This window comes from Bradyrhizobium sp. Leaf396 (genome assembly GCF_001424605.1).
GTDB lineage: Bacteria > Pseudomonadota > Alphaproteobacteria > Rhizobiales > Xanthobacteraceae > Bradyrhizobium > Bradyrhizobium japonicum_C.
The window spans coordinates 58116-79275 of record NZ_LMQJ01000066.1; the positions used below are offsets into that span (position 1 = coordinate 58116).

Genomic DNA, 21160 nt, shown 5'->3' on the forward strand with positions numbered 1-21160 from the left:
TCAAATCGCGGGATGACGCTTGTGCCAGTCGGTGACGCGCTGGAACGCATCACCTGCGCGAACGAGGCCAGCCTCGTCGAAATGGCGGCCGACGAACTGGAAGCCGACCGGACCACCATTCGCCGCGAAGCCGCCGGGCAATGTCACGGTCGGACTTCCCGTCATATCGAAAGGGCACGTGAAGCGAAGCAGGCCGCCGATCAGCGAGGCGTCCTCGCCGAGCGCCGCCATCTTTGAAAGCGTGGGCGCCGCGAACGCCTGGGCCGGGACCGCGATGAGATCGACCGTCTCGAACAGCAGACGCACCGCGCCGCGAAACGCTTCACGCCGAAGCACGATCTTCTGATAGTCCATGCCGGATTGCTGCCGGCCGAGTTCGAGCAGGCCCGCAAGGGCCGGACCATACTCGTCCTTGCGCGCTGGATAGGTCTCCTCGTGCGCCACCGCGACTTCGATGCCACAGAGCGGGAACCAGTCATCGATAACCGCCGCCGGATCGGGGAACGCAATTTCCTTGATCTTCGCACCGAGATCAGCCGCCACCCGCAAAGCCTCGGCCAGCACTTTGGCTGAATCGGCGTCGGTGCCCTCGCTGGTCCATCGTCGATCGACGCCGATCGTCACGCCGCGCAGATCCCCGGTCAGGCCAGCAAGATAATCCGGCACCGTCAGCGGCACCGACGTCGTATCCTTGGGATCCTGCCCCGCGATCACGCCAAGAATGGCGCCGCAATCGACCGCGCTTCGCGCCATCGGACCGATGTGGTCCAGCGTCGCCGCGAGCTCGAATGCGCCGTAGCGGCTGACTCGTCCCCAGGTCGGCTTGAGCCCGGTGACACCATTGGCCGCGGACGGGAAACGGATCGACCCGCCAGTATCGGTGCCGAGCGAACCGAAGCAGAGGCCCGCGGCGGTGGCGACGCCGGAGCCACTGGAAGATGCGCCGGGCCACAGATCCGCGTTCCACGGATTTTTCGGCGGGTCGATCTTCGGGTGATGATCGGCGTAAGCGCCCTCGGTCTGCTGCAGCTTGCCGAGGATGATCGCGCCGGCGTCCTTCAATCGTGCGACCACCGTTGCGTCCTCGGTGGGACGGAAGTCGCGGTGGATCGTCATGCCATGGGCCGCAGGTGCACCCTTGGCCCAGCAGAGATCCTTGACCGCAACCGGCACGCCATGAAGCACGCCCTTGATTTTTCCGGAAGCGATCTCCTGTTCGGCCGTAGTGGCATCAGCGAGCGCCGAGTCAGCCATCACATACGCGAAACTCTTCAGCTGGCCGTCGAGCTTCTCGATCCGCTGCAGCATCGCCTTGGTGGCTTCGACCGGTGACAACGCCTTCGCCTGGATCTTCTGCCCGACTTCGACGAGCCCGAGATAGTGGAGGTCTGTTGCCGTCATCGCTCTTCATCCTCTGCTCGACATGACGCACGATCTCCCCCGAGCACGCGTCACCGTTCTGGCGATGCGGACGCATCGCCAGCTTTCCCCGGCGGCAAACGAAAAAAGCCACCCGTCCCTCCCGAATGAGGTGACGAATGGCTCAAATGCCGCGGCTATGATCTGTCGCTTCAGGGTCCGTGATCGAACGAAGCACTTAGTGCAAGGAGCTGGACGTCATCGGCCAGTTCGGCGCACGCGAGGTTCGACAGGTAGCCCTGTATGAGAAAAGTCTAAGTAACTGCCCATCGCATTGTCAACGATGCTGTCTGCCTAAATTTAGAGAGTGCTGCGCAGCAAAGCGGCAAGCCACTTGCCCTTTCATCGGCGATGATGATTTCATCTCCGCGTTTCCGCGATCGAAAGCCGTCAATGACCAAGCCGTCTGTTCCCGTTGGCATCATCTGCTCACAGTCCGGGCCTTATCAGGCAATGGGCCGCGAGATCCTCAAGAGCGCGATGATGGCAGTCGACGAGATCAACAACCATGCGGAGTTCGAGTTCGCGATCGCACCCCATATTCGCGATCCTCGCGGCATTGTTTCCGAATACCATACGGTGTGCGACGACCTCATCCGCAATGTCGGCGTCAAGCACATCATCGGCTGCTACACCTCCGCCTCCCGCAAACAGGTGCTTCCGATCGTCGAGCGCACCGATCGACTGCTCTGGTATCCCGCCCGCTACGAAGGCTTCGAGTGCTCTGACAACGTGATGTATGTCGGCGCGTCGCCTAATCACAATGTGCTGCCGCTCGTCCGCTACGTGCTCGACAATCTGTCGCGGGAGATCTTCTGCGTCGGCTCCAACTACGTGTGGACGTGGGAGACCAATCGCGTTACCCGTGAATTGGTCAGCGCGGCAGATGGCCATATTCTCGCCGAACGTCTGCTTGAGCTCGGGGAAAGCGCCGTCGGTCACATCGTCGAGGAGATCGTCCGCCGCAAGCCGCCGATCGTGTTCAATACGCTGGTCGGAAGCTCGAGCTACGATTTCATCCGGGCATTTCACGCAGGTACCAAGGCTGCAGGGCTGCAGATTCCCATGCTGAGCTGCAGCCTCTGCGAGCCGGAACTGGCGATCGTCGGGCCGGCGTCGGCCGGCTGCATCACGTCGTCGGCATATTTCGAGAGCATCCGCCTGCCCGAGAATCGTGCCTTCGTCGCGCGCTGGAAGGCGCGCTATGGCGAGGAGAGCAGTCCCTCCGTCGACGGGCAATCCGCCTATGTCGCAGTCTATCTGCTGGCGCGCGCGCTGCAGCGCGCGGGCACGTCCGACATAGCGGAGGTGCGGCGCGCAGCGGCCGGGTATCGCTACAATTCGCCGCAAGGACCGGTGTGGATCGACGGCGGCAACAATCATTGCGTCCTTACACCGCGGCTTGCCGTATCCAATCCGCAAGGACAGTTTGATATCTTCTGGGAAGCCGACGCGCCTGTTAAGCCTGATCCTTACCTGACGCAGCTCGACGTGGCCGTCAGCCCCTTGAGGGAAGCCTCGGCGGGCGTCTTGCCAAATGCGCCGCATTTGCGGGTTGTGAAATGAGCAGACCGTCTTCGTTTTCGCTGCGCGGACGCAAGGCACTCGTTGCAATCAAGGACGAGCGCGACGCGACTATCGTGCGGCGCCAGTTCGAGCGTCTCGGGATCGAGGGCGTCGCGTGGACGCCGGCTGAGCCCGTCGGCTTCACACCGGATCTGTCGCTGATCGACGACGAGTTCCTGCCTTTGCTGCAACCGGCGCAACGCGCGTCCCTGGCGCGATCACCTGTCATCGCGCTGCTCGGCACAGAGACCCCGAGCCGCCTGAAACTGGTGTTCGAACTCGACCCCGCTTCATTCCTGATCAAGCCGTTGCGATCGGCAGGCATCTATGCAGCGCTCGTCATGGCATTCGAGCGAAGCGAACGCACAAGCGAACTGAAGCAACAGATTCTCAAGCTGGAGCACCGTTTGAAATCTCGTCGCGTCGTGCTTGCCGCCGTCCTCAAGGTCATGCATTTGCACGCACTCGCCGAGCCGGCCGCCTTTGCGCTGATCCGCAAAGCCGCGATGGAGCAACGCAAGACGATCGAAGAGCTTTCGGCGGAGATTACGGCAAAAGGCATGCTCCCGCGTGCAGCAGGCTAGAGCGCCTTCTGTCGGGGCGGGGACCGGGCTGCAATCGTCTATGCTGTGCTGCCACCCTTGCCTTTGGATTGTCAGACAGGAAATAAGCCGCAGCACGCGCATCGCGTAGCGCGGCTGACGCCTCGTCTGATTGCTACCCCTCGGCCAAGCCTTGGCCTAAGCTTCTGGCTCGACGCTGCTCCGGCCAAGCGCGGAGCAAGGGTCCGCCTCCAAGCCGAGAACGGGTCGTTCTGCCCTTGCTGCAGTCGTCAGCCGGCTCTCCAAAGCTGACTCGCTGTGCAAATGACGGCGAGACTCTCCTTGATGCCCTCTCAGCGCAATCGGCCGTGAAGGCCGACAGACCTTTCATCTGTGGGTATGGAGCAAGCCTTTGCTCTGCCAAACCGGTCAGGTCACGGTAGGAACCGGCCGATGCCTTCGCGGATACAAGCGAGGATTTCGTCCTGCCGCTCCTCAAGACGGGACACCGGCCCGCCGACGCCGAGGACGAGGTTGCGTCCGAAGTCACGCTTTGGCAACAGGACTGCGATCACGCCGGCATCCTGAACGATGATGTGTTTTGAGAACATGTAGCCGTCGCGCCGGATGCCGTTAACGATCTTCATCAACGCGTTCAGTTCGAAGTGCTCCTCCCGCGGGCAAACGGCGTTGATGCGACGCAGGAGCCTTTCAATCTCGACGTCAGTATGACCACTGAGCAGCGTGCGTCCGATTCCGCTGATCGCAAGCGGCCTGACATCCCCTGGCTTCACTTCGAAGCGCAGGCGCTTGCTGGTTTGCAGGGCGTGAATGTATTGTGCATGCAGATCGGACTGTGTGCTGATGCTGACGAGCTCGTCGAGTCTCCCATGGACGAAATCGACGAGCGCAAGGATGGCGCTGTCGCCGAAGAGCCCGGTGTCCAGCCATCGGCCCATCTGCGCGATGCGCATCGTCGGCATGTAGGTGCGATTGTAGCTGTCGTAGAACAGATATCCCAGCATCGCCATGCTCTTCAGCAAGGCCGCGGCACTTGACGTCGGATAGCCGCACTTCGTCGCGACTTCCTTCAGGGAAATCGGACGCTTCACATCCTCAAAGTATTCGAGAACTTCGAAGATCCGCTTGGCCGACTTGATGCTGGAATCCATCATTTACACGTAGGTGGAAGTAAATTCCGGGGCGCGGACCAATACCTCGATATACTCAAAGGGCCGCCTGCGCGAAGCCGCAAACTAGAGCCATTCGGCTTCATTCGCAAACCTGTTTTCCATATATATGTAAATAGAACTACATATCTGTAATAGATGGACTCCAGGCCGCGCCGCTCCTAGTGTTCTTTCAGGCCGATAGGCCGCGGCGTCGTGGCCGCTCAAAAAACAAGACGTCCCACCACAGGTGGGCGCGCTGCAGGGAGACGTCATGGAGCCGGGAATGAATTTTTCTGCTGCGATCAACTGATCTCGACAGGTCGTGCACCAGCTCCTCGTCGCCACGTCGAAGCTCCCCGCGACCATTCTCCTTGAGATCACTCATCTCGTTTCACGACGGCGACACTGGCCAGGCCACTGTGCGCAGCGGCGGTAACACCTTCTCAAAACTGAACAGGGATTTGCGGCATGGATTATCGATTGCCTGAAGGCAGCTGCGATTGTCATTTTCACATCTACGGCCCCTTCGATCGGTTTCCGCCCGGAAACGAAGGTCGCTTTACCGCTGCAAAACCATTCACGATCGAAGACGCCTTCGCCATCTGGGATGAGCTCGGTATCACGCGTGGGGTCATCGTTCACGCCGTGGGATCGGGCGAAGACAACGCCGTCACCTACGACGCGCTGCATCGCTATCCCGACAGGCTTCGTGCCGTCGCAATCCTGCGGCCCGACGTTTCGGATCACCGGCTCGATGAACTCACCGACGCCGGTTTCAGGGCGGTGCGCGTCACCATGATCCGGCAGGACGGCAAACCGGTCTCGACACTCGGCACCAGCTACGACGATCTGGTCAAGCTCGCCCCTCGCATCGCGGAGCGAGGCTGGCATGCTCAGCTCTGGATCGAGAGTTCGGATCTGGCGGCCGCCGCAACCGAGCTCGAGAAGCTGCCGCTGAACTACGTGATCGATCACATGTCGCGGACCATGGCCGACAAGGGCCACGATCATCCGGATTTCCGTGCCTTCACCGATCGGCTGAAGACCGGCCGTTACTGGACCAAGATCTCGGGCGCGGACCGCAACACGCGTATCGGCCGTCCCTATGCGGACACGGCACCTTTCATGCGCGCCATCGTTCAGGCTGCGCCCGATCAGGTCGTGTGGGGCAGCGATTGGCCCCATGTCGGCCACAGCGCCGAGACGATGCCAGATCTTCAGGATCTGCTTCGTCTGCTGCACGAATGCGTCCCCGACGAAGCCACTCGCCGAAAGATCCTGATCGCCAATCCTGCGCGTCTCTACAACTTCTGACAGAACCGAGGGTACCTTGGACAACAGCAAGAAGCTGCCGCTCGAAGGCGTGATCGTCATCGACCTCGGCCAGGTTTATCAGGGTCCGTATGCCGGCTTCCTGATGGCGCAGGCCGGCGCGACCGTCATCAAGGTGGAGCCGCCAAACGGTGAGCCGGTGCGTCATCGCGCCCGCATCAGCAAGGGCAACGCCGTACCGTTCGCTATGCTCAACGCCAACAAGCGCAACATCAGCCTGAACCTGAAGTCGCCGGACGGAGCCAGAGTCCTGAAGGAGCTCGCCTCCAAGGCTGACGTGCTGATCGAGAATTATGCCCCGGGGGTGCTGGATCGGCTGGGCGTCGGCTATGCCGCGCTCAGCGCCGTCAATCCGCGGCTGATCTACGGCTCGGCCTCTGGCTACGGCCTGTCGGGTCCCAGCCGGGACAATCTGGCGATGGACCTGACCATCCAGGCCGTGTCCGGCATCATGAGCGTGACAGGCTTTGCCGATGGTCCCCCGGTCAAGGCGGGGCCAGCCATCACCGACTTCATCAGCGGCGTGCATCTTTACGCTGGCATCCTCACCGCGCTCTACGACCGGGAGAAGAGCGGCCGCGGCCGCCTGGTCGAGATCGCGATGGTCGAGGCCGTCTATCCGGCAATGGCTTCGAACCTCGCTGATGTCTTCAACCGCAAGGCCGCCGCCCCGCGTACCGGCAACCGTCACGGCGGGCTCGCGGAGGCACCCTATAACGTCTATCCCGCATCCGACGGCTATGTCGCCATCATCAGCGTCAACGAGTCCCACTGGACCGGACTGACGCGCGCGATGGGGCAGCCGGAACTGGCCGACGACGCGCGCTTCAAGACGGTGCTTGACCGTTTGAAGCACATCGACCTGACCGACCAGATCGTGTCCGACTGGTCTTCGCAGCTCACGCGCGACGAGATCACCGAGCTCTGCCGCGTCAACCGGGTGCCTTGCGCCGCGGTTCGCGACCTGCGCGAGGTGATCGAAGACAAGCATCTCCACGTCCGCGGCATGCTGCGCGAGATCGCGCATCCCGAATACGGCGACATCCTCGTTCATCGCAGTCCGCTGGTGCTGCACGATACCGCGGCGCCGGACTACGTCCCGTCCGCGCGTCTCGGTCAGCACAATGGCGAGGTGCTGTCGCAATATCTCGGCCTGTCCGACGGCGAGATCGATGCGTTGCGCCGCGCTGGCGCCATCGCACAAGCATGACGAACGTCACGGGGCGAATGCCCTGGTCCGCGAATTCAGGGGGAGATCACAATGGTCAAGCTGTTTGAAAGCATTGCATTCCGTGGCGTCGAGCTGAGCAACCGCATCGTCGTCTCGCCGATGGGAATGTATTCGGCCGAGAACGGCTACGTCACGCCGTTCCATCTGGTTCACTACGGCAAGTTCGCCATGGGCGGGGCCGGCCTCGTCTTCGTCGAGCAGACCTCGGTCACCCGGAAAGGGCGCATCACCAACGGCGATCCCGGATTGTGGGAAGACGGCCAGATCGACGGCATGCGTCAGATTGTTCAAGTCATCAAGTCGCATGGAGCCAAAGCGGCGATCCAGATCAATCACGGCGGACGCAAATCCAGCCAGCAGCGCGCATTCCGGGGCAATAGCCATCTGACCGATCGCGATATCGAGATGGGAGAGGAAACCTGGGTGCCTACGGGCCCATCGGATGTCCCGTTCTCCGAAGGCTTCCAGACTCCCATTCCCCTCAGCAAGGAAGGCCTTGTTGGCGTGCGGGATGCATTCGTGGCGGCGGCGCGCCGGGCCATGCTTGCGGGCTTCGACGTGATCGAGCTCCACATGGCTCACGGCTATCTCCTGCAATCGTTTCTATCACCACTCGCCAATTTCCGGGCCGATGAATATGGCGGCAGCCTCGAGAACCGGATGCGGTTTCCGCTCGAAGTGACGCGCGCGGTGAGGGCTGCGCTGCCCTCCTCGACGCCGCTCTTCGTACGCATCTCGGCGACGGACTGGATTGATGGAGGCTGGGAGATCGAGGACAGCATCGTCTTCTCCCGTAAGCTGAAGGAACTCGGCGTCGATCTGGTCGACTGTTCGACGGGCGGCAATCTTCGCGCCGGATCGACCAATGCCAATCTTGGTCGCGGTCCAGGCTACCAGGTCCCGTTTGCCGAACGCATTCGCCGTGAGGCCGACATTGCGACGGGTGCGGTCGGCATGATCAGGACTCCGGATTTCGCGGAGAAGATCCTGCAGGACGACCGTGCCGACCTCATCTTCATGGCCCGCCAGATGCTGTTCAATCCATTCTGGGCGCTCCACGCCGCAGAACATTTCGGGCTGACCGGCAACTTTGAGAAATGGCCCGAGCAGTATGGCTGGTGGCTTGCCAAATGGGGCGGTGCCCTTCGTGCCAATGGCGAAAGCCTGGACGGGCTGGAGCGATACCGCGAGGCGGCCGAATAGAGCCTCACGGCGCGGGTAACTCCGCATGATCAATTCTGACTTCAAGCATCAAAATTTCCAAAGGGAGTGAAAAAATGAGAAGTATGCTGGCAGCGTCGATGGTTCTCCTGGGCCTTGCTTCGGCTCATGCGCAGGCGCCTGCATCGAAGCCGGTCAAGCTCGGCGTGCTCAACGATCAGTCGGGGCAATATGCGGACGCCGCCGGGCCTGCGGCGGTCGAAGTCGCCAAGATGGCGATCGCCGATTTCGGCGGCAAGCTGCTGGGACAGCCGATCGAGCTCACTTTCGCCGATCACCAGAACAAGACCGATATCGCTTCGGGCATCGCGCGGCGCTGGATCGACACCGAAAACGTCGACGTCATTCTCGACATCGGCAACTCCGCGGTCGCGCTGGCCCTGGCGGACCTCGTCCGCGACAAGAACAAGATGATGATCGTGTCGTCGGCGGGCGCTTCGACGATCACCAACGAAAAGTGCTCTCCGAACACTTTTCAGTGGACATACAACACCAACACGCTCGCGCGCAGCACAGCCAAGGCATTGATGGGCCAGGGCGGTAACGAATGGTTCTTCCTGACGGCCGATTACGCCTTCGGTCACGCGTTCGAAGCGGATGCTTCGGCCGTGGTCAAAGCGAACGGCGGCCGGGTCGTCGGATCGGTGCGCCATCCCTTCAACACAAGCGACTTCTCATCGTTTCTGCTGCAAGCCCAGAGCTCCGGTGCCAATGTGCTGGCGCTCGCCAATGCCAGCGGTGATACCTCCAACTCGCTGATGCAGGCTCACGAATTCGGCTTGCTCGGCCTCAAGAGCAAGATGAAGGTCGCGGCGCTGCTGTTTCAGATCACGGATGCCAAATCGGTCGGCCTGAAGAACATGCAGGGTCTGTACACGTCGGAAGCCTTCTACTGGGATCGCAACGATGCATCGCGCGCGTTCGGGAAGCGGTTCTTCGACAAGGTCGGCCGCATGCCGACCATGGTTCAGGCCGGGATGTACTCGGCGACCATGCACTATCTGAAGGCCGTCGAAGCGGCCGGCACGCTCGATACTGCCGCCGTGCTGGCAAAATTCCGTTCGATGCCCGTGAACGACTTCTTCTCGGAGAAGGGCTATGTGCGCGAGGACGGCATGCACATCCACGATTACTATCTGCTGCGCGCAAAAACGGTGGAGCAGTCCAAGGGTCCGTGGGACTTCTACGACGTTGTCGCAACCACCCCAGCCGAAGACGCCAACATTCCTCGTGAACAGAGCAAGTGCTCGCTGATGAAGAAGTCCTGATCTTCAAGGCGTGATCGACAAGCCAACGCCTGAGCGGCCGCCGCCTTCGCTGCCGCTCAGGACGTTCAACCCCGCCGGCCTGCTCTTCTCTCGATCGCTGGCGAGGTTGGCAGCGATGCTCCGGCCCGAGATGTCCGGGAGCTTACGCGTCGCTCGACCCCGAAATCCTCTCCAGCCCCGCCTCTATGGTCGCGATGTCCTGTTCGACCTGAGCGATCGATGACCGGCAGTCAAAGCCTGGTCTTGCCTTCAGGTCGCCGACCAAGCGCCGGCGATGCATTCTCATGTCCTCCAGTGACTGGCGGTCCCTCAGTCTAGTGAAGCTATCTACAATCAACTCGATCGCACTCGACATGACACAACCCCACATTCAAGAATCTGCATCCGTAGCGAACGGCAAGCCGAAACCGGGAAGATTATGCAACAGCTGCCTGCGGACAGTAAGATGGAACTTAGGTCAGGACTGAGCGCTGATGGCTTGTCGCCGAACTGACGCAGCGGCCGCCGCGCAGTGCCATAAAGGTGCCCGGCCGGCGGGCCACCCTCCCGCACCCCTGTTTGGCGACTTTATCGCGCCCAAACTGCACTGCAGCATTCGAAACGGCAGAGCGCACGCGTCGCGAGCGAAATGGCGATTATCATGCGACGAAATCTTCGTGAAACAATCGGCTGCTTTAGTTGGCCCGTCCGGGCATGGCGTTTGTATCCTTAGAAATTTTCACCCGGGGCTGGATTGAACGCACCAAATTTTTGGCACGGGAAAGGGTCGCCGAGAGGCGGCCCTTTCTTCAGTTGATCCGACGCAGAGCTCTCGCCGCTGGCGACGCCATGGGGATCGAGCCACCTCGATCACACCCCAAGGACATGGACGCCAGTCCGGAATGAGCGGATGGTACCCAAGGTCCGGCTTCACTTCCGGCTCCCCGAATCTTGTGCTTATCTAACGACGAATCCAAGTTTGGATCTCGACGATACGCATCGGGGGCGGGTCCATGACCGATCAGGCGAGAGAGGCTGTGCAGCTTCTGCTGAAAAACCGTCAATCGGACAACCGGCAATCCTATCTCGTGCGTGGCCGCCGGTACGAACAGCTCTCTGCCGACGATCTTTCCAGGCTGTGGGCGGAGCAGATGAGCCGCTGGGCCGACGACTCGACCGCGTTTGATCAGAGAGCCCTCAACGATCTTGGGGTCGAGATGGGGTTGCGGCAGATGGCGCCGCCTCTCGAACAGATCGCGGCAGCAAGGGAGAAGATCCTCGCGAAATCAGGAAAGGCCTTGGCGGCGATTTTTGCAGGCTATCCTGAGACAAAATAGCGGGTCCGCCGCGGCTTCTGGCGGAAATCCCTCCGCGTGGCAAAGGGCATCGCGGCGGATGGCTGATCTCCGCTGAGCGCAGTTGCAGAGCCGCGCCGCCTGTGGTGATTGCCTGCAGGGCGTGCCTTGGCTCGCCTCGTGCACATCCGATCGTCGGGCAATCAAAGACACATGTCCTATTCAGAACTAATCAGGCAGATCCAGGCTCGCCGTCCGCCGGCATGGGAGCTTCTGGGTGTAGGAGGGGTCAGCTATGATCAGCTCCTGAATCGCGTTACGATCGAATGGCATGCCGAACAGCGTCACTGCCATTCGGTCGAAGGGCATCCCAAGGGCGGCATCGTCCAGGGCGGTATCGTTACGGGTTGGCTCGACGCCGCGATGGCCACCGCGAGCCTGTTGCACGGTGAATACCAGATCGCCGTCGCCAGTCTGGAGATCAAGGTCGCATTCCTGCTTCCGGCGCATCCCGGCCTGTATCGCACCCATGGCAAAGTCCTTCGGCAGGGCCGCAGCATCGGCTTCATGGAGGCCGAGCTGCGTGACGCCAACGACGTGCTCATCGCAACGGCAAGTTCGACGGCGGCTTTGCGCGCCAAGAACCCAGCCGGGACCAGCCCGGCGTGATCCCTGCACGGCCCGCGGCCCTCAGGCCGTAGAGCCGGTCCAATTGTCTATCAGGATCTTCCTGCGGACGGTTTCGTCAGCACATTCTCGGGCTTCACCACTCGTGGTGAAGTCGTCAGTCGTGTCGCGGATCTTGCGGTCGGGACGAACAATTCAGAGCCGCTATCTCAATAGGCGCGCGCGAAGTCACCTTCCTGCTTGATGTCGGTGAATACCGGAAAGCGCGGCTTCCATGGCGTGCCCTTGGCGGTGGTCAGCTTGTTCAATCGCTCCAGCACGCCGAGGCCGTCCTTGCGCAGACTGGCCGATACTGCCGCACTATCCGGGAAGTTCTTCAGGACGGCATCCAGCCAGATCGTGCGGCCGGCGAGAAAGCCGCTTGCGCCAGCAGCATAGGAATAGTCCAGCACGCGCTCGAACTTTTCGGGCGCAGCGCCGCCGGACAGCAGCACCCAGGGAATACTGCGCTCGCGGCAGATGGCGCCGATCGCGTCGAACTCCTTCTGCGCGGCCTTGGCTTCAGGGCTGCCGTCGCGAGCCGGGAGGCTGTTGGCCGCAAGCGGGCTCTCCAGCTTGAGCAGATCGACGCCATACTCCGGCTTGGCGAACTCGCGCACACTGTCGATGACGAGGCCCGGCAGCTTGCCGGGCGATTCCACGTAATCGACGGTGTGGTTGGCGCTACCGAGGAACGGATATACCAGCAGCTCGAGGACGTAAGGAATGTCGTAACGAGCGCAATCCCGTCCGATCTCTCGCACAAATCGCTTCTGGTGCTCGTTCACCGCGGCATCGGCGTCCGGCCGATACCAGGCCAGCACCTTGACTGCATCGCCGCCCATGGCGCGAATTTTCTCCACACTCCAATTGCTGATGGCGCGCGACTTGCGGCCGCCGGCGGTCTCCTCGACACGGTGCTCTTCCAGGGTCATGATCAGGCCGCAGCGGGGCGGCAACAGATCGATCGCGGCGGGCACGGCGAAGTTCGGGTCGAACAGCATCGAGCTGCAATGCGGCGCCAGGTTCTCGACGAGAAGGCGCTTCGCCGCAGTGACGTCGGAATATTCGACCTGATCCCGAGTGATGCCCTTCGCCTTGGCGATAGCGTCGAACAATGGCGGCCGCTGATCAAGCGCGACCATGCGAAAGTGGCCGTCCGCGTCAGCAAGTCTGGCCAGGCCGCGATTCTTTCCGATCGTTCTCATGGTTTCGTCCTCATGAATGCAAGACACTCGTTGATATCGGGGATTCCGTTCCGCCCGCCGGCGTGGCGGCATTTCATGGCGGCCGTGGCTGCCGAGAACGCCATGGCGGCGCGCACATCGAGGCCGGCGCCGATTGCGAGCGCGTAGGCACCATGGAAGACGTCGCCCGCGCCGGTCGTGTCAACGACGTCGACGGCATAGGCGGCCTGCCGGTGCAGCCGTCCCTGCTCGTACCAGCTCACGCCACCCTCGCCGCGCGTGACGGCGACCACGCGGCAGCCGAAGCGCGCGAGTCCCGCGAGGGATCTGTCATCAGCGGAACCGGCATAAGCTGTCAGCGCGGGCTCGGAGAAGATCGCGTGGTCGGTCAGCGGCAGCAGCCGCTCGAACACCTCGGCGTCGGCCATGTCGCCGTCGAGCACCGTCGGAATGCCCCGTGCGCGCGCTTCCCCGAACAGCGTTGCGGCGCCCTCGACCCAGCGCGGGTCGGCCAGCACGGAGGACGCCTGCGCCACCGCGTCCAGCGGAAGCCAGTCCGCAGCTTCCGGATAAAGACCGCGAAAGTTGACAATCTGCCGTTCACCGAGGCTGTCGACGATGATTCCGGAGACGGACGAACGGCCGTCGGGAAACAGCCGGAAATTCTCGACGTCAACGCCTTCGGCGGTGAAAGCCGATGCCATCTCGTGACCGGCGGCGTCATTCCCTGCCCGCCCCCAGAATGCGACGGACGCGCCGAGCTTCGCCACCGCGACGCTCGCATTGGCCGCCATGCCGCCGCCAAGCGTGCCGTACGCGACGGCCTTGATCTTCTCGCTTCCGCCCGCGAAGGGCTGCTCGACGCGCCAGACCTGGTCGAGCGCGGACAGGCCGAGGCAAATCACATGCACAGGCTTCGCTCTGGAAGCAACCTCCGCCAGCGCCGAGAAATCTCCCATGTCCGCTGACGCACTCACCGCAAGACCTGTCCACCTGCGGCATCGAACAGATGCATCTTGCCCGGCTGCGGGCGCAGCGTGATGCGATCACCGACCTTCGGCCGCAGGGCCGGATCGACGCGCGCGATGGCGGGGCCGCCGGCGAGATCGAAATGAATCAGCGTGTCGGAGCCGAGCGGCTCGACCAGCTTGATGTTGACAGCCATGCCGTCGGCCGCATCGGCGGCGACGGCGAAATGCTCGGGGCGAATGCCGAGCACGGCGCTGCCGGCTTGGCGGAGGCGGCCCGCAGTCTCACCATCCAGCGGCACCGCCGCTCCGCCTTGCGAGAGGATCGCTCCCTCGCCACTCCACTCCACCGGAAAGAAATTCATCGCGGGCGAGCCGATGAAACCGGCGACGAACTGGTTGGCGGGCCGCTCGTAGACCCCCTCCGGCGTATCGTATTGCTGGATCGTGCCGCTCTGGAGGACCACGATCCGGTCGGCCATGGTCATGGCCTCGATCTGATCGTGGGTCACGAAGACCATCGTGGTCTGCAGCTCCTGCGACAGCGCCTTGATCTCGGCGCGCACCTGCCCGCGCAGTTTTGCGTCGAGGTTGGACAGCGGCTCGTCGAACAGAAAGGCCTTGGGGTTGCGCACGATGGCGCGGCCCATGGCGACACGCTGGCGCTGGCCGCCGGAGAGCTCCTTCGGCTTGCGGTCCAGATAGGGCTCGATGTGCAGCAGTGCGGCAGCGCGCTTCACGCGGGCGTCGATCTCGGCCTTCGGCGTGCCCCGCAACTCCAGCGCAAACGACATGTTGTCATAGACCTTCATGTGCGGATAGAGCGCGTAGTCCTGGAACACCATGGCGATGTCGCGCTGCGCGGCCTGCACGCCGTTGACGCGCTTGTCGCCGATATAGAGGTCTCCCGACGAAATCGGCTCAAGACCCGCGATGATCCGCAGCAAGGTCGACTTGCCGCAGCCGGACGGGCCAACGAAGACGACGAACTCATGGTCCGCGATCTCCAGATTGAGATCGGGGATCACCGTGAAATTGCCGTAGCGCTTGGTGAGATTGCGGATCGAGATCGAAGCCATGATCGCTCAGTCCAGCGCCAGCACAGGCTTGATCAGCTCGCCCTTGGCGAAGCGGGCGAAATTCTCAGGGAGAGCCGACAGGCCGAACTCGCCGTCGACGAGGACGCGATATTCATCCTTGTACTCGCGCAGCAGCTCGATATTCGGCTCGAAGTCCGAGACCGGGAAGTAGAAGGTACGGATCATGTAGAAGTCCTTGCGACGAAATACCTTGCCTTCCTCGATGATCCAGGGCGCGGCGTTCTCGCCGACAAGCACCAAGGCGCCACGCGGCAGGACGAGCTCGATGCCGAGATTGCGCGCCGCATGGGCGCCGGAGCATTCCATGATCAGTGCGAAACGCTTCGATGTGTCGCCGACGGGGTGGGCCTTTGCGCCGAAGGATTGCGCGATCGTGAGACGCGCCGCATTGGGATCGACGACATGGACGTCGTCAAAGCCGAGCGCGCGGAGCGCCAGCACGACTCCGAGACCGACGGGTCCTGCCCCCATCACGAGCACCGGACCAGCCTCGCGTGGCGGCACCACGCGACTGACGAAGCGCACGGCGTGGCCAGAGGTACCGATGGTATCGAGCAGCAGCGGCGCCAGACTGTCCTCGATGTCATCGGGCACCGGCAGGAGGCAGTTTTCCGGCACCGACACATATTCGGCATATCCGCCCGGCCTGTTCCAGCCGATCAGGCTGGAGACTTCCAGGCACATCTGGGTGTCGCCGCGCTTGCACGCCGCGCAGCGGTCGCAATGCAAGGGGATATAGACGGCGCAACGGCGGCCGTGCAGGCGGTGGCCGGGTTGCTCGACGACGCCGAAGATCTCGTGACCGGCGGTGAACTCGGCACCCTTGTGCCAGAGCTTGAAGTCCGAACCGCACAAGGCGGTGCGCGAGACGCGCACCAGCACCTCGCCGGCGCCGACGTCGGGCATCGCCACGCGCTCGATGGTAATGCGGTCATTGCCGTGGAAAACCGCGGCCTGCATGATCGAATTCGGATGGAGGGATAGGTTCATCGGATTCAGCCTTTCACCGCGCCGAGCGTCAGTCCGGACACCAGCCAGCGCTGAACGAGGGCCGCGAGCACCAGCGGCGGCAATGCGATCAGCGTCGCCGCGGCCATGAGGGCGCCCCATTGCGTCGAGCCCTCGCCGATGAAGTTGAAGGCCGCCGCGATCAGCGTCTTGGTGTCACCATTGGACAGCACCAGCGCAAACAGGAAGTAGTTCCACGAAAACACGAAGGCGAGGATTGCCGAGACCGCGATCCCGGACGCCACCAGCGGCATCGCGATGCGCCAGAGGATGCGCGTGACACTGCACCCATCGACCTGCGCGGCTTCGAAGACACTGCGCGGAATGGCGTCGAAAGAGGGCAGCAGCACCCAGATCACGATTGGCAGCGTGATGACGGCATGGCTGAGGATCAGCGCGGTGTAGGAGCCGATCATGCCGATCTGCCGGAACATGACATACCACGGCAGCAGGAACAGCGTGCCCGGCGCCATGCGCGCCGCCAGCGTCAGTATCGCCGGCCACGAAATCCGCGTCCAGGAGACGGCGAAGGCGGCGGGAATCCCGAACAGCAGTCCGAGCGCGGTCGAGCCGACGGTGACGATGAGACTGTTGAGCGCGTAGCTCAGGAACGGCGTGGTCCTGGTCAGCTCGTCGTAATTCTCAAGCGTCGGCGAGAAGATCAGCGTCGGTGGATAGGCTGTGACTTCGAAGGAAGGCTTGAACGACGACAGCACCATCCACACCGTCGGTGCCATGATGAGCAGGCCGGCAAGCACGAGCTGTAGCGTGTTGAGCCAGCGGATCCAGCGATCAGTGTTGGCGGCATCGCTCATGAGATCACCACGCCACTGCGCCGCGGAGGCGGTTGAAGGCGAGCACGGCGCCGAACACGATCGCCGTCAGGGTCAACATCAGGGCACTGGCATAGCCGATGTTGAAGAACTCGAAGCCGACCCGAAAGCCGTAGATGTTGAGCGTGTTGGAGGCGTTGCCCGGGCCGCCCTGGGTCGTGATGTAGATGATGTCGAAGAAGCGCAAGAGGTCGACGCTGCGCAGGATCGCTGCGGTGACGATGGTCGGCAGCAGCAGAGGCAGCGTGATGCGCTGGAACGTCTTGAACGGGGAAGCGCCGTCGATCTGCGCGGCCTCGTAGACACTCGGCGGCAGCGACTGCAATCCGCCCAACACGATGAGGGCGACGTATGGCGTCCACTGCCAGCTGTCGATCAGCGCAACAGTGGGAATGACCCATGTCGGCGAGGCCAGCCAGTCCGACGGCGGCAGGCCGAGCGATTGCAGGATGTAGTTGGCCGCGCCCAGCGAGGGATCGAGGATCACCAGCCACATCATGCCGGCCACGACAGGCGGCATCATGAAGGGCGAGATGAACAGCGAGCGCACGATCCCCGGCAGACGCTTGGCATGGAACAGCACTAGCGCGAGCCAGACGCCGAACACGAGCTGCAGCGCGAGCGACAGCACGAACAGCGCGATGGTGATCCACAGCCCGTGCCAGAACTCGACGTCGGAGATCAGCTTGGAATAATTGGCGAGGCCCGCGAAAGACTGCTTGCCGGTCGAGGCGAATGTCTGGAAACCGAGCCAGATCGTATAGACGACCGGAAATGCGATCATCGCGACCGTGAACAGCACGGCCGGCGCCGAGAGCGCCGCCATCTCCAGCTTCTGCCGGTCCTGCGTGAATGTCGCAGCCGTGTCCGACATGCGTCCTTGTCCCCGGGGAGTGAAGAGCCGGCAGGCGGCAAGCCCGCCGGCATGAGGAGTTTACTTCTGAGCGATCAACGCATCGAGCGCCTTGTCGGCATCGGCGCAGGCCTGATCGACCGGCTTCTGCTTCAGGATCAGGTCCTGCACCGCCTGGCCGATGAATTCGCGCGATTCCGGATTGGCGACGATGGGATAGCCGACCTCGGAGGATCCCTTGGTGGCGAGCACGTCGAGCGCCGCCTGCCATTCCTTGCGGACCGGCTCCTCGTCGATCCACTTGCGATATTCAGGATCCTTGGCCACCGACGGGCGCGGCGGGGCGATGCCCTGGAGCGCCATCTTCTTCTGCACTTCGGGGCTGGTGGCCCATTGCACGAAGTACCAGGCCGCCTCCGGCTGCTTGCTGTGTGAGGACACGGCCAAGCCCCAGCCGATCGTGGTCGGCACCTGGCCAGCCTCGCCTGCCGGGAACGGCAGCAGGCCGGTGTCCTTCAGCCGCGCACCGCCGTCCATCACCGTGCGCAGTTCGTTGGAGGATTCGAACGCCATGGCAGCACGGCCGTTGCGATACAGCGCCGAAATCTGCTGGAAGCTGTAGTTGACGACGCCGGGCGGCCCGAAGTCGCGCAGCAGCCGGCTATAGGTGTCGAGTGCTTCCTTGCCCTTGGCCGAGCACAGATTCGACTTGCCGTTGGCGATGTACGTGCCCCCGATGTTGTGCAGCATGTTGCTGAACGTGTAGGCGACCGCGGGCTTGAGGCCGCGCGATACGAACGGCGTTACCGTGCTGTCGCAGGTCTTGATCTTCTCGGCGGCGGCTTCGACGTCCTTGATGGTCTTGGGCGCTTCGAGGCCGCACTTCTTGAAGATGTCGGTGCGGTAATAGAAGATCGGCCCCTCGATGTTCATCGGCATGCTGGTCAGCTTGCCGCCGAAGGTCGCGGACTTAAGCAAGGCCTGGCTCAATCCGCTCGGATCATACTCCTTGGCGACCTCGTTCTTGACCATCGCGGTGAGATCGCCGTACCAGCCGGCGGCGGCGAACTGCTCGCCCTCGCGCGAGGGCAGCGTCATGAACACGTCGACCTCGTCGCTGTTCGCATTCATCACCGTGACCAGACGCTGGCGCATCTGCTGTTCCTGATAACCGTCGACCTTCAGGGTCATGCCGGTCAGCTTCTCGAAATCAGCCTTGTAGGTCAGCAGCGCCTGCGAGACCGGATTGTTGTTGGCGAGAAAGGTGATCGTCTTGCCCTTGAACTTCATCCAGTCGAAATCGGCAGCCTGCGCCTGCGCGCTGGCGGCAATGACGAGAACGGGCAGCGCGACATGGGTCGCGAGCATCCTGGCCTTCATCGAACTCTCCTCCCGGCTGGCCGCCTTAGCCGGCGGACCATTTTGACACGTTTGAACACAACTTGAAAACGGTTACAAAATAGACCTCACATCCGCCATGTCAAGCGATGGACAAGCCGCACAATCTGCGGCAGATTGCGATTAATTCCACGATCTGACCGCTCGCGCCGCGCTTTGTAACGTTACATTCATGCGACTGACCAACGCCACCTCTGTGAACAAATCCGTGAAACAGGGCATCCGCGCCGTGGCGGCCCGCGCCGGCGTTTCGACCGCCTCGGTCTCGCGCGCGCTCAACAATCCGGATGCGGTCAGCCCGTCTCTGCGTGCGCGCATCGAACAGGCCATCGATGCGCTCGGCTACATCCCGCATGCGCCCGCGCGCATCCTGTCGTCGCGTCGCTCGCGCACCCTTGGCGCGATCGTGCCGACCATCGACAACACGATGTTCGCGCGCGGCATCGCCTCGCTGCAGCACTATCTGTCGTCGGTCGGATACATGCTGTTCCTCACAACGAGCGGCTATGATCTCGATGTCGAATTGCAGCAGGCGCGCAACCTGATTAGCCGCGGCGTCGATGGCCTGGTGCTGCGTGGCGATTGCCATCACGACGGATTGCGAAAGCTGCTCGCGGACAACGCCGTGCCCTTCATCAATGTCGGTATCTACCAGCCCGACAGGCCCTATCCCTGCGTCGGCACCGACAACGAAGCGGCCGCTCATCGCGCCGCCGCGCATGTCATCGAGCTCGGCCATCGCCGCATCGGGATCGTCTCGGCGCTCCAGCGCAACAACGACCGCGCCAGCGCCCGCGTCGCCGGGTTTCGCCGCGCGCTCGCCGAGAACGGACTCGAGTTGCCTCCGCAATGGCATGTCGAGGTGCCATATACGCTCGACGACGCCCGCGAGGCGGCCCGCTATCTGCTGAACCTGAAAGACCGTCCGACAGCCGTAGTTTGCGGCAACGACGTCATCGCCTATGGCGTGCTGCTCGAAGCGGAGCGCGACGGGTTCTCCGTGCCGCGCGACCTTTCAGTGGTCGGCTTCGACGACCTCGACTGGAGCCGGCATTTGCGGCCGAGCCTGACCACGATCCATGTTCCGACCGGAGAAACCTGGCAGCGCGCCGGCGAATATCTGGTGCGCAGCCTCGCCGGCGAGCAGACCATCATGCACAGAGAGGTCGACTTCTCGCTTGTGGTCCGCGAATCGACCGCCCCACCGCCGAAATCCCCGAAGTGAGACCTTGCCGATGACTTCGAATTTTTCTCTCGCCCCCGGCTTCCATGCCGTCGTGATTGGCGGCGCCGGCGACATTGGCGCCGCGATCAGCAATCAGTTTTGCGATCTCGGGGCGACTGTGACGGCAACAGGCGCCAACGAGGCCGATCTCGCCCGCACGCTGCTGAAGCCGCGCGCCGGCCTCACCCTGGCGACGCTGGACGTCACCAATGACGCGGCCGTCACGTCCTTCGCCGGGAAGCACACGCGCGTCGACGCATTGGTCAATTGCGCCGGCATCCTGGCGCGTGACAAGGAATTCGAGATCGAAACCTTCATGAAGGTGCTCGACGTCAACCTCACCGGCACGTTCCGGACCTGCATGGCGTTCCACCCGCTGCTCGCGGAAGCCAGGGGCTCGATCGTCAACATCGCGTCGATGAACGCGACGCTTGCGCTGCCACGCATCCCCGCCTATTGCGCCAGCAAGGGCGGCGTCGTGATGCTGACCAAGGCCCTGGCCTTGAAATGGGCCGAGGACAGCATTCGCGTCAATGCGGTTGCGCCCGGCTACATCGAAACCGCCATCAACGCCGCGGGCCGCGCTGACCTTGCGCATTACCAGCGGATCGCGGACCGTACCGCGTTCAAGCGCTGGGGGAAGCCCGAGGATATTGCCGGCGCGGTTGCGTTTCTCTGCATGCCGGCGTCGCAATATGCGACCGGCACTGTCATTGCTGTCGATGGCGGCTTTCTCGCCGGTTGACATCGCGGAAGCGCCGGCGGCCATACGGTGACTGAGACGCAAGCGGCACATCGTCACCTTCACACCATCTCTATCGAAAAGCGCATCCGGACTTCCAAGGCTGCGCGATGTCTTTCCAAGAGCAACGACGCACGGCGACTTTGCCGCGGTTC

General features: G+C 62.7%; 20 protein-coding genes. 10 read left to right on the forward strand and 10 right to left on the reverse strand.

Translation table 11 applies throughout. The annotated features are described in order from the left end of the window. A complete protein-coding gene (locus ASG57_RS35175; protein ID WP_057199137.1) occupies nt 1-1401 on the reverse strand; it encodes an amidase in 1401 nt (466 codons plus the stop codon). Between the two features lie 411 nt (nt 1402-1812). Between ASG57_RS35175 and ASG57_RS35180 the strand changes: the two genes are divergently transcribed. Both ASG57_RS35180 and ASG57_RS35185 read left to right on the forward strand, forming a co-directional pair. Further along, nucleotides 1813-2985, forward strand: a complete 1173-nt coding sequence (locus ASG57_RS35180; protein WP_057199138.1) for a transporter substrate-binding domain-containing protein — start codon at nt 1813-1815, stop codon at nt 2983-2985. Then, complete coding sequence (locus ASG57_RS35185) at nt 2982-3569, forward strand: ANTAR domain-containing response regulator (protein ID WP_057199139.1); 588 nt, start codon at nt 2982-2984, stop codon at nt 3567-3569. The genes ASG57_RS35180 and ASG57_RS35185 overlap by 4 nt, the downstream gene beginning before the upstream one ends. 392 nt (nt 3570-3961) lie before the next feature. Here ASG57_RS35185 and ASG57_RS35190 read toward each other — a convergent pair whose 3' ends face one another. Then, complete coding sequence (locus tag ASG57_RS35190; protein ID WP_230646568.1) at nt 3962-4699, reverse strand: IclR family transcriptional regulator; 738 nt, start codon at nt 4697-4699, stop codon at nt 3962-3964. Between the two features lie 190 nt (nt 4700-4889). Beyond that, a complete protein-coding gene (locus ASG57_RS38290; protein WP_155248698.1) occupies nt 4890-5084 on the reverse strand; it encodes a hypothetical protein in 195 nt (64 codons plus the stop codon). Between the two features lie 83 nt (nt 5085-5167). Between ASG57_RS38290 and ASG57_RS35195 the strand changes: the two genes are divergently transcribed. The 6 genes from ASG57_RS35195 (at nt 5168) to ASG57_RS35230 (ending at nt 11694) form a co-directional block, all read left to right on the forward strand. Beyond that, nucleotides 5168-6013, forward strand: coding sequence for an amidohydrolase family protein (locus ASG57_RS35195; protein ID WP_057199141.1), 846 nt, complete (start codon nt 5168-5170; stop codon nt 6011-6013). A gap of 16 nt (nt 6014-6029) precedes the next feature. After that, on the forward strand, nt 6030-7241 hold the full coding sequence (locus tag ASG57_RS35200; RefSeq protein WP_057199142.1) for a CaiB/BaiF CoA transferase family protein: 1212 nt from the start codon (nt 6030-6032) through the stop codon (nt 7239-7241). A 51-nt stretch (nt 7242-7292) separates the two neighbouring features. Then, a complete protein-coding gene (locus ASG57_RS35205) occupies nt 7293-8465 on the forward strand; it encodes an NADH:flavin oxidoreductase/NADH oxidase (protein ID WP_028146008.1) in 1173 nt (390 codons plus the stop codon). A 74-nt stretch (nt 8466-8539) separates the two neighbouring features. After that, entirely contained in the window at nt 8540-9751 is a 1212-nt protein-coding gene (locus tag ASG57_RS35210) for an ABC transporter substrate-binding protein (RefSeq protein WP_024342116.1), read from the forward strand. Nucleotides 9752-10743: 992 nt separating this feature from the next. Next, nucleotides 10744-11067 carry a hypothetical protein gene (locus ASG57_RS35225; protein ID WP_024342119.1) on the forward strand — a complete coding sequence of 108 codons (324 nt, stop codon included), beginning with the start codon at nt 10744-10746 and terminating at the stop codon, nt 11065-11067. 171 nt (nt 11068-11238) lie between these two features. Next, nucleotides 11239-11694, forward strand: coding sequence for a PaaI family thioesterase (locus tag ASG57_RS35230; protein ID WP_024342120.1), 456 nt, complete (start codon nt 11239-11241; stop codon nt 11692-11694). Between the two features lie 167 nt (nt 11695-11861). Here the strand turns inward: ASG57_RS35230 and ASG57_RS35235 are convergent, their stop codons facing one another. From ASG57_RS35235 to ASG57_RS35265, 7 genes are read right to left on the reverse strand one after another with little or no spacing between them, the layout of a single operon-like run. Further along, the gene (locus ASG57_RS35235; RefSeq protein WP_057199143.1) at nt 11862-12899 is read right to left on the reverse strand and encodes a tagatose 1,6-diphosphate aldolase; all 1038 of its coding nucleotides are present in this window, start codon (nt 12897-12899) and stop codon (nt 11862-11864) included. Next, nucleotides 12896-13855: a sugar kinase gene (locus ASG57_RS35240; protein WP_024342122.1), complete on the reverse strand. Its 960-nt coding sequence runs from the start codon at nt 13853-13855 to the stop codon at nt 12896-12898. The genes ASG57_RS35235 and ASG57_RS35240 overlap by 4 nt, the downstream gene beginning before the upstream one ends. Then, complete coding sequence (locus ASG57_RS35245; protein WP_057199144.1) at nt 13852-14925, reverse strand: ABC transporter ATP-binding protein; 1074 nt, start codon at nt 14923-14925, stop codon at nt 13852-13854. Before ASG57_RS35245 ends, ASG57_RS35240 begins: the two co-directional genes overlap by 4 nt. 6 nt (nt 14926-14931) lie before the next feature. After that, nucleotides 14932-15936 carry a zinc-dependent alcohol dehydrogenase family protein gene (locus ASG57_RS35250; protein ID WP_024342124.1) on the reverse strand — a complete coding sequence of 335 codons (1005 nt, stop codon included), beginning with the start codon at nt 15934-15936 and terminating at the stop codon, nt 14932-14934. Between the two features lie 5 nt (nt 15937-15941). Further along, the gene (locus ASG57_RS35255; protein WP_024342125.1) at nt 15942-16769 is read right to left on the reverse strand and encodes a carbohydrate ABC transporter permease; all 828 of its coding nucleotides are present in this window, start codon (nt 16767-16769) and stop codon (nt 15942-15944) included. Between the two features lie 4 nt (nt 16770-16773). Beyond that, entirely contained in the window at nt 16774-17661 is an 888-nt protein-coding gene (locus ASG57_RS35260; protein ID WP_057199145.1) for a carbohydrate ABC transporter permease, read from the reverse strand. Between the two features lie 60 nt (nt 17662-17721). Then, nucleotides 17722-19020: an ABC transporter substrate-binding protein gene (locus ASG57_RS35265; RefSeq protein WP_057199146.1), complete on the reverse strand. Its 1299-nt coding sequence runs from the start codon at nt 19018-19020 to the stop codon at nt 17722-17724. A 190-nt stretch (nt 19021-19210) separates the two neighbouring features. Between ASG57_RS35265 and ASG57_RS35270 the strand changes: the two genes are divergently transcribed. Together ASG57_RS35270 and ASG57_RS35275 are read left to right on the forward strand one after the other, a co-directional pair. Further along, on the forward strand, nt 19211-20263 hold the full coding sequence (locus tag ASG57_RS35270; protein ID WP_057199147.1) for a LacI family DNA-binding transcriptional regulator: 1053 nt from the start codon (nt 19211-19213) through the stop codon (nt 20261-20263). A 10-nt stretch (nt 20264-20273) separates the two neighbouring features. Beyond that, on the forward strand, nt 20274-21008 hold the full coding sequence (locus ASG57_RS35275; protein WP_024342129.1) for an SDR family NAD(P)-dependent oxidoreductase: 735 nt from the start codon (nt 20274-20276) through the stop codon (nt 21006-21008). The last annotated feature ends 152 nt before the right edge of the window (nt 21009-21160 follow it).

Bases quoted from the DNA above. Each gene is read 5' to 3' on its own strand.
- ASG57_RS35205 (WP_028146008.1), top strand. From the start codon at position 7,293: ATGGTCAAGCTGTTTGAAAGCATTGCATTCCGTGGCGTCGAGCTGAGC.
- ASG57_RS35260 (WP_057199145.1), bottom strand. From the start codon at position 17,661: ATGTCGGACACGGCTGCGACATTCACGCAGGACCGGCAGAAGCTGGAG.
- ASG57_RS35190 (WP_230646568.1), bottom strand. From the start codon at position 4,699: ATGGATTCCAGCATCAAGTCGGCCAAGCGGATCTTCGAAGTTCTCGAA.
- ASG57_RS35265 (WP_057199146.1), bottom strand. From the start codon at position 19,020: ATGAAGGCCAGGATGCTCGCGACCCATGTCGCGCTGCCCGTTCTCGTC.
- ASG57_RS35185 (WP_057199139.1), top strand. From the start codon at position 2,982: ATGAGCAGACCGTCTTCGTTTTCGCTGCGCGGACGCAAGGCACTCGTT.
- ASG57_RS35180 (WP_057199138.1), top strand. From the start codon at position 1,813: ATGACCAAGCCGTCTGTTCCCGTTGGCATCATCTGCTCACAGTCCGGG.
- ASG57_RS35245 (WP_057199144.1), bottom strand. From the start codon at position 14,925: ATGGCTTCGATCTCGATCCGCAATCTCACCAAGCGCTACGGCAATTTC.
- ASG57_RS35230 (WP_024342120.1), top strand. From the start codon at position 11,239: ATGTCCTATTCAGAACTAATCAGGCAGATCCAGGCTCGCCGTCCGCCG.
- ASG57_RS35235 (WP_057199143.1), bottom strand. From the start codon at position 12,899: ATGAGAACGATCGGAAAGAATCGCGGCCTGGCCAGACTTGCTGACGCG.
- ASG57_RS35250 (WP_024342124.1), bottom strand. From the start codon at position 15,936: ATGAACCTATCCCTCCATCCGAATTCGATCATGCAGGCCGCGGTTTTC.
- ASG57_RS35210 (WP_024342116.1), top strand. From the start codon at position 8,540: ATGAGAAGTATGCTGGCAGCGTCGATGGTTCTCCTGGGCCTTGCTTCG.
- ASG57_RS35175 (WP_057199137.1), bottom strand. From the start codon at position 1,401: ATGACGGCAACAGACCTCCACTATCTCGGGCTCGTCGAAGTCGGGCAG.
- ASG57_RS35195 (WP_057199141.1), top strand. From the start codon at position 5,168: ATGGATTATCGATTGCCTGAAGGCAGCTGCGATTGTCATTTTCACATC.
- ASG57_RS35225 (WP_024342119.1), top strand. From the start codon at position 10,744: ATGACCGATCAGGCGAGAGAGGCTGTGCAGCTTCTGCTGAAAAACCGT.
- ASG57_RS35270 (WP_057199147.1), top strand. From the start codon at position 19,211: ATGCGACTGACCAACGCCACCTCTGTGAACAAATCCGTGAAACAGGGC.
- ASG57_RS38290 (WP_155248698.1), bottom strand. From the start codon at position 5,084: ATGAGTGATCTCAAGGAGAATGGTCGCGGGGAGCTTCGACGTGGCGAC.
- ASG57_RS35255 (WP_024342125.1), bottom strand. From the start codon at position 16,769: ATGAGCGATGCCGCCAACACTGATCGCTGGATCCGCTGGCTCAACACG.
- ASG57_RS35275 (WP_024342129.1), top strand. From the start codon at position 20,274: ATGACTTCGAATTTTTCTCTCGCCCCCGGCTTCCATGCCGTCGTGATT.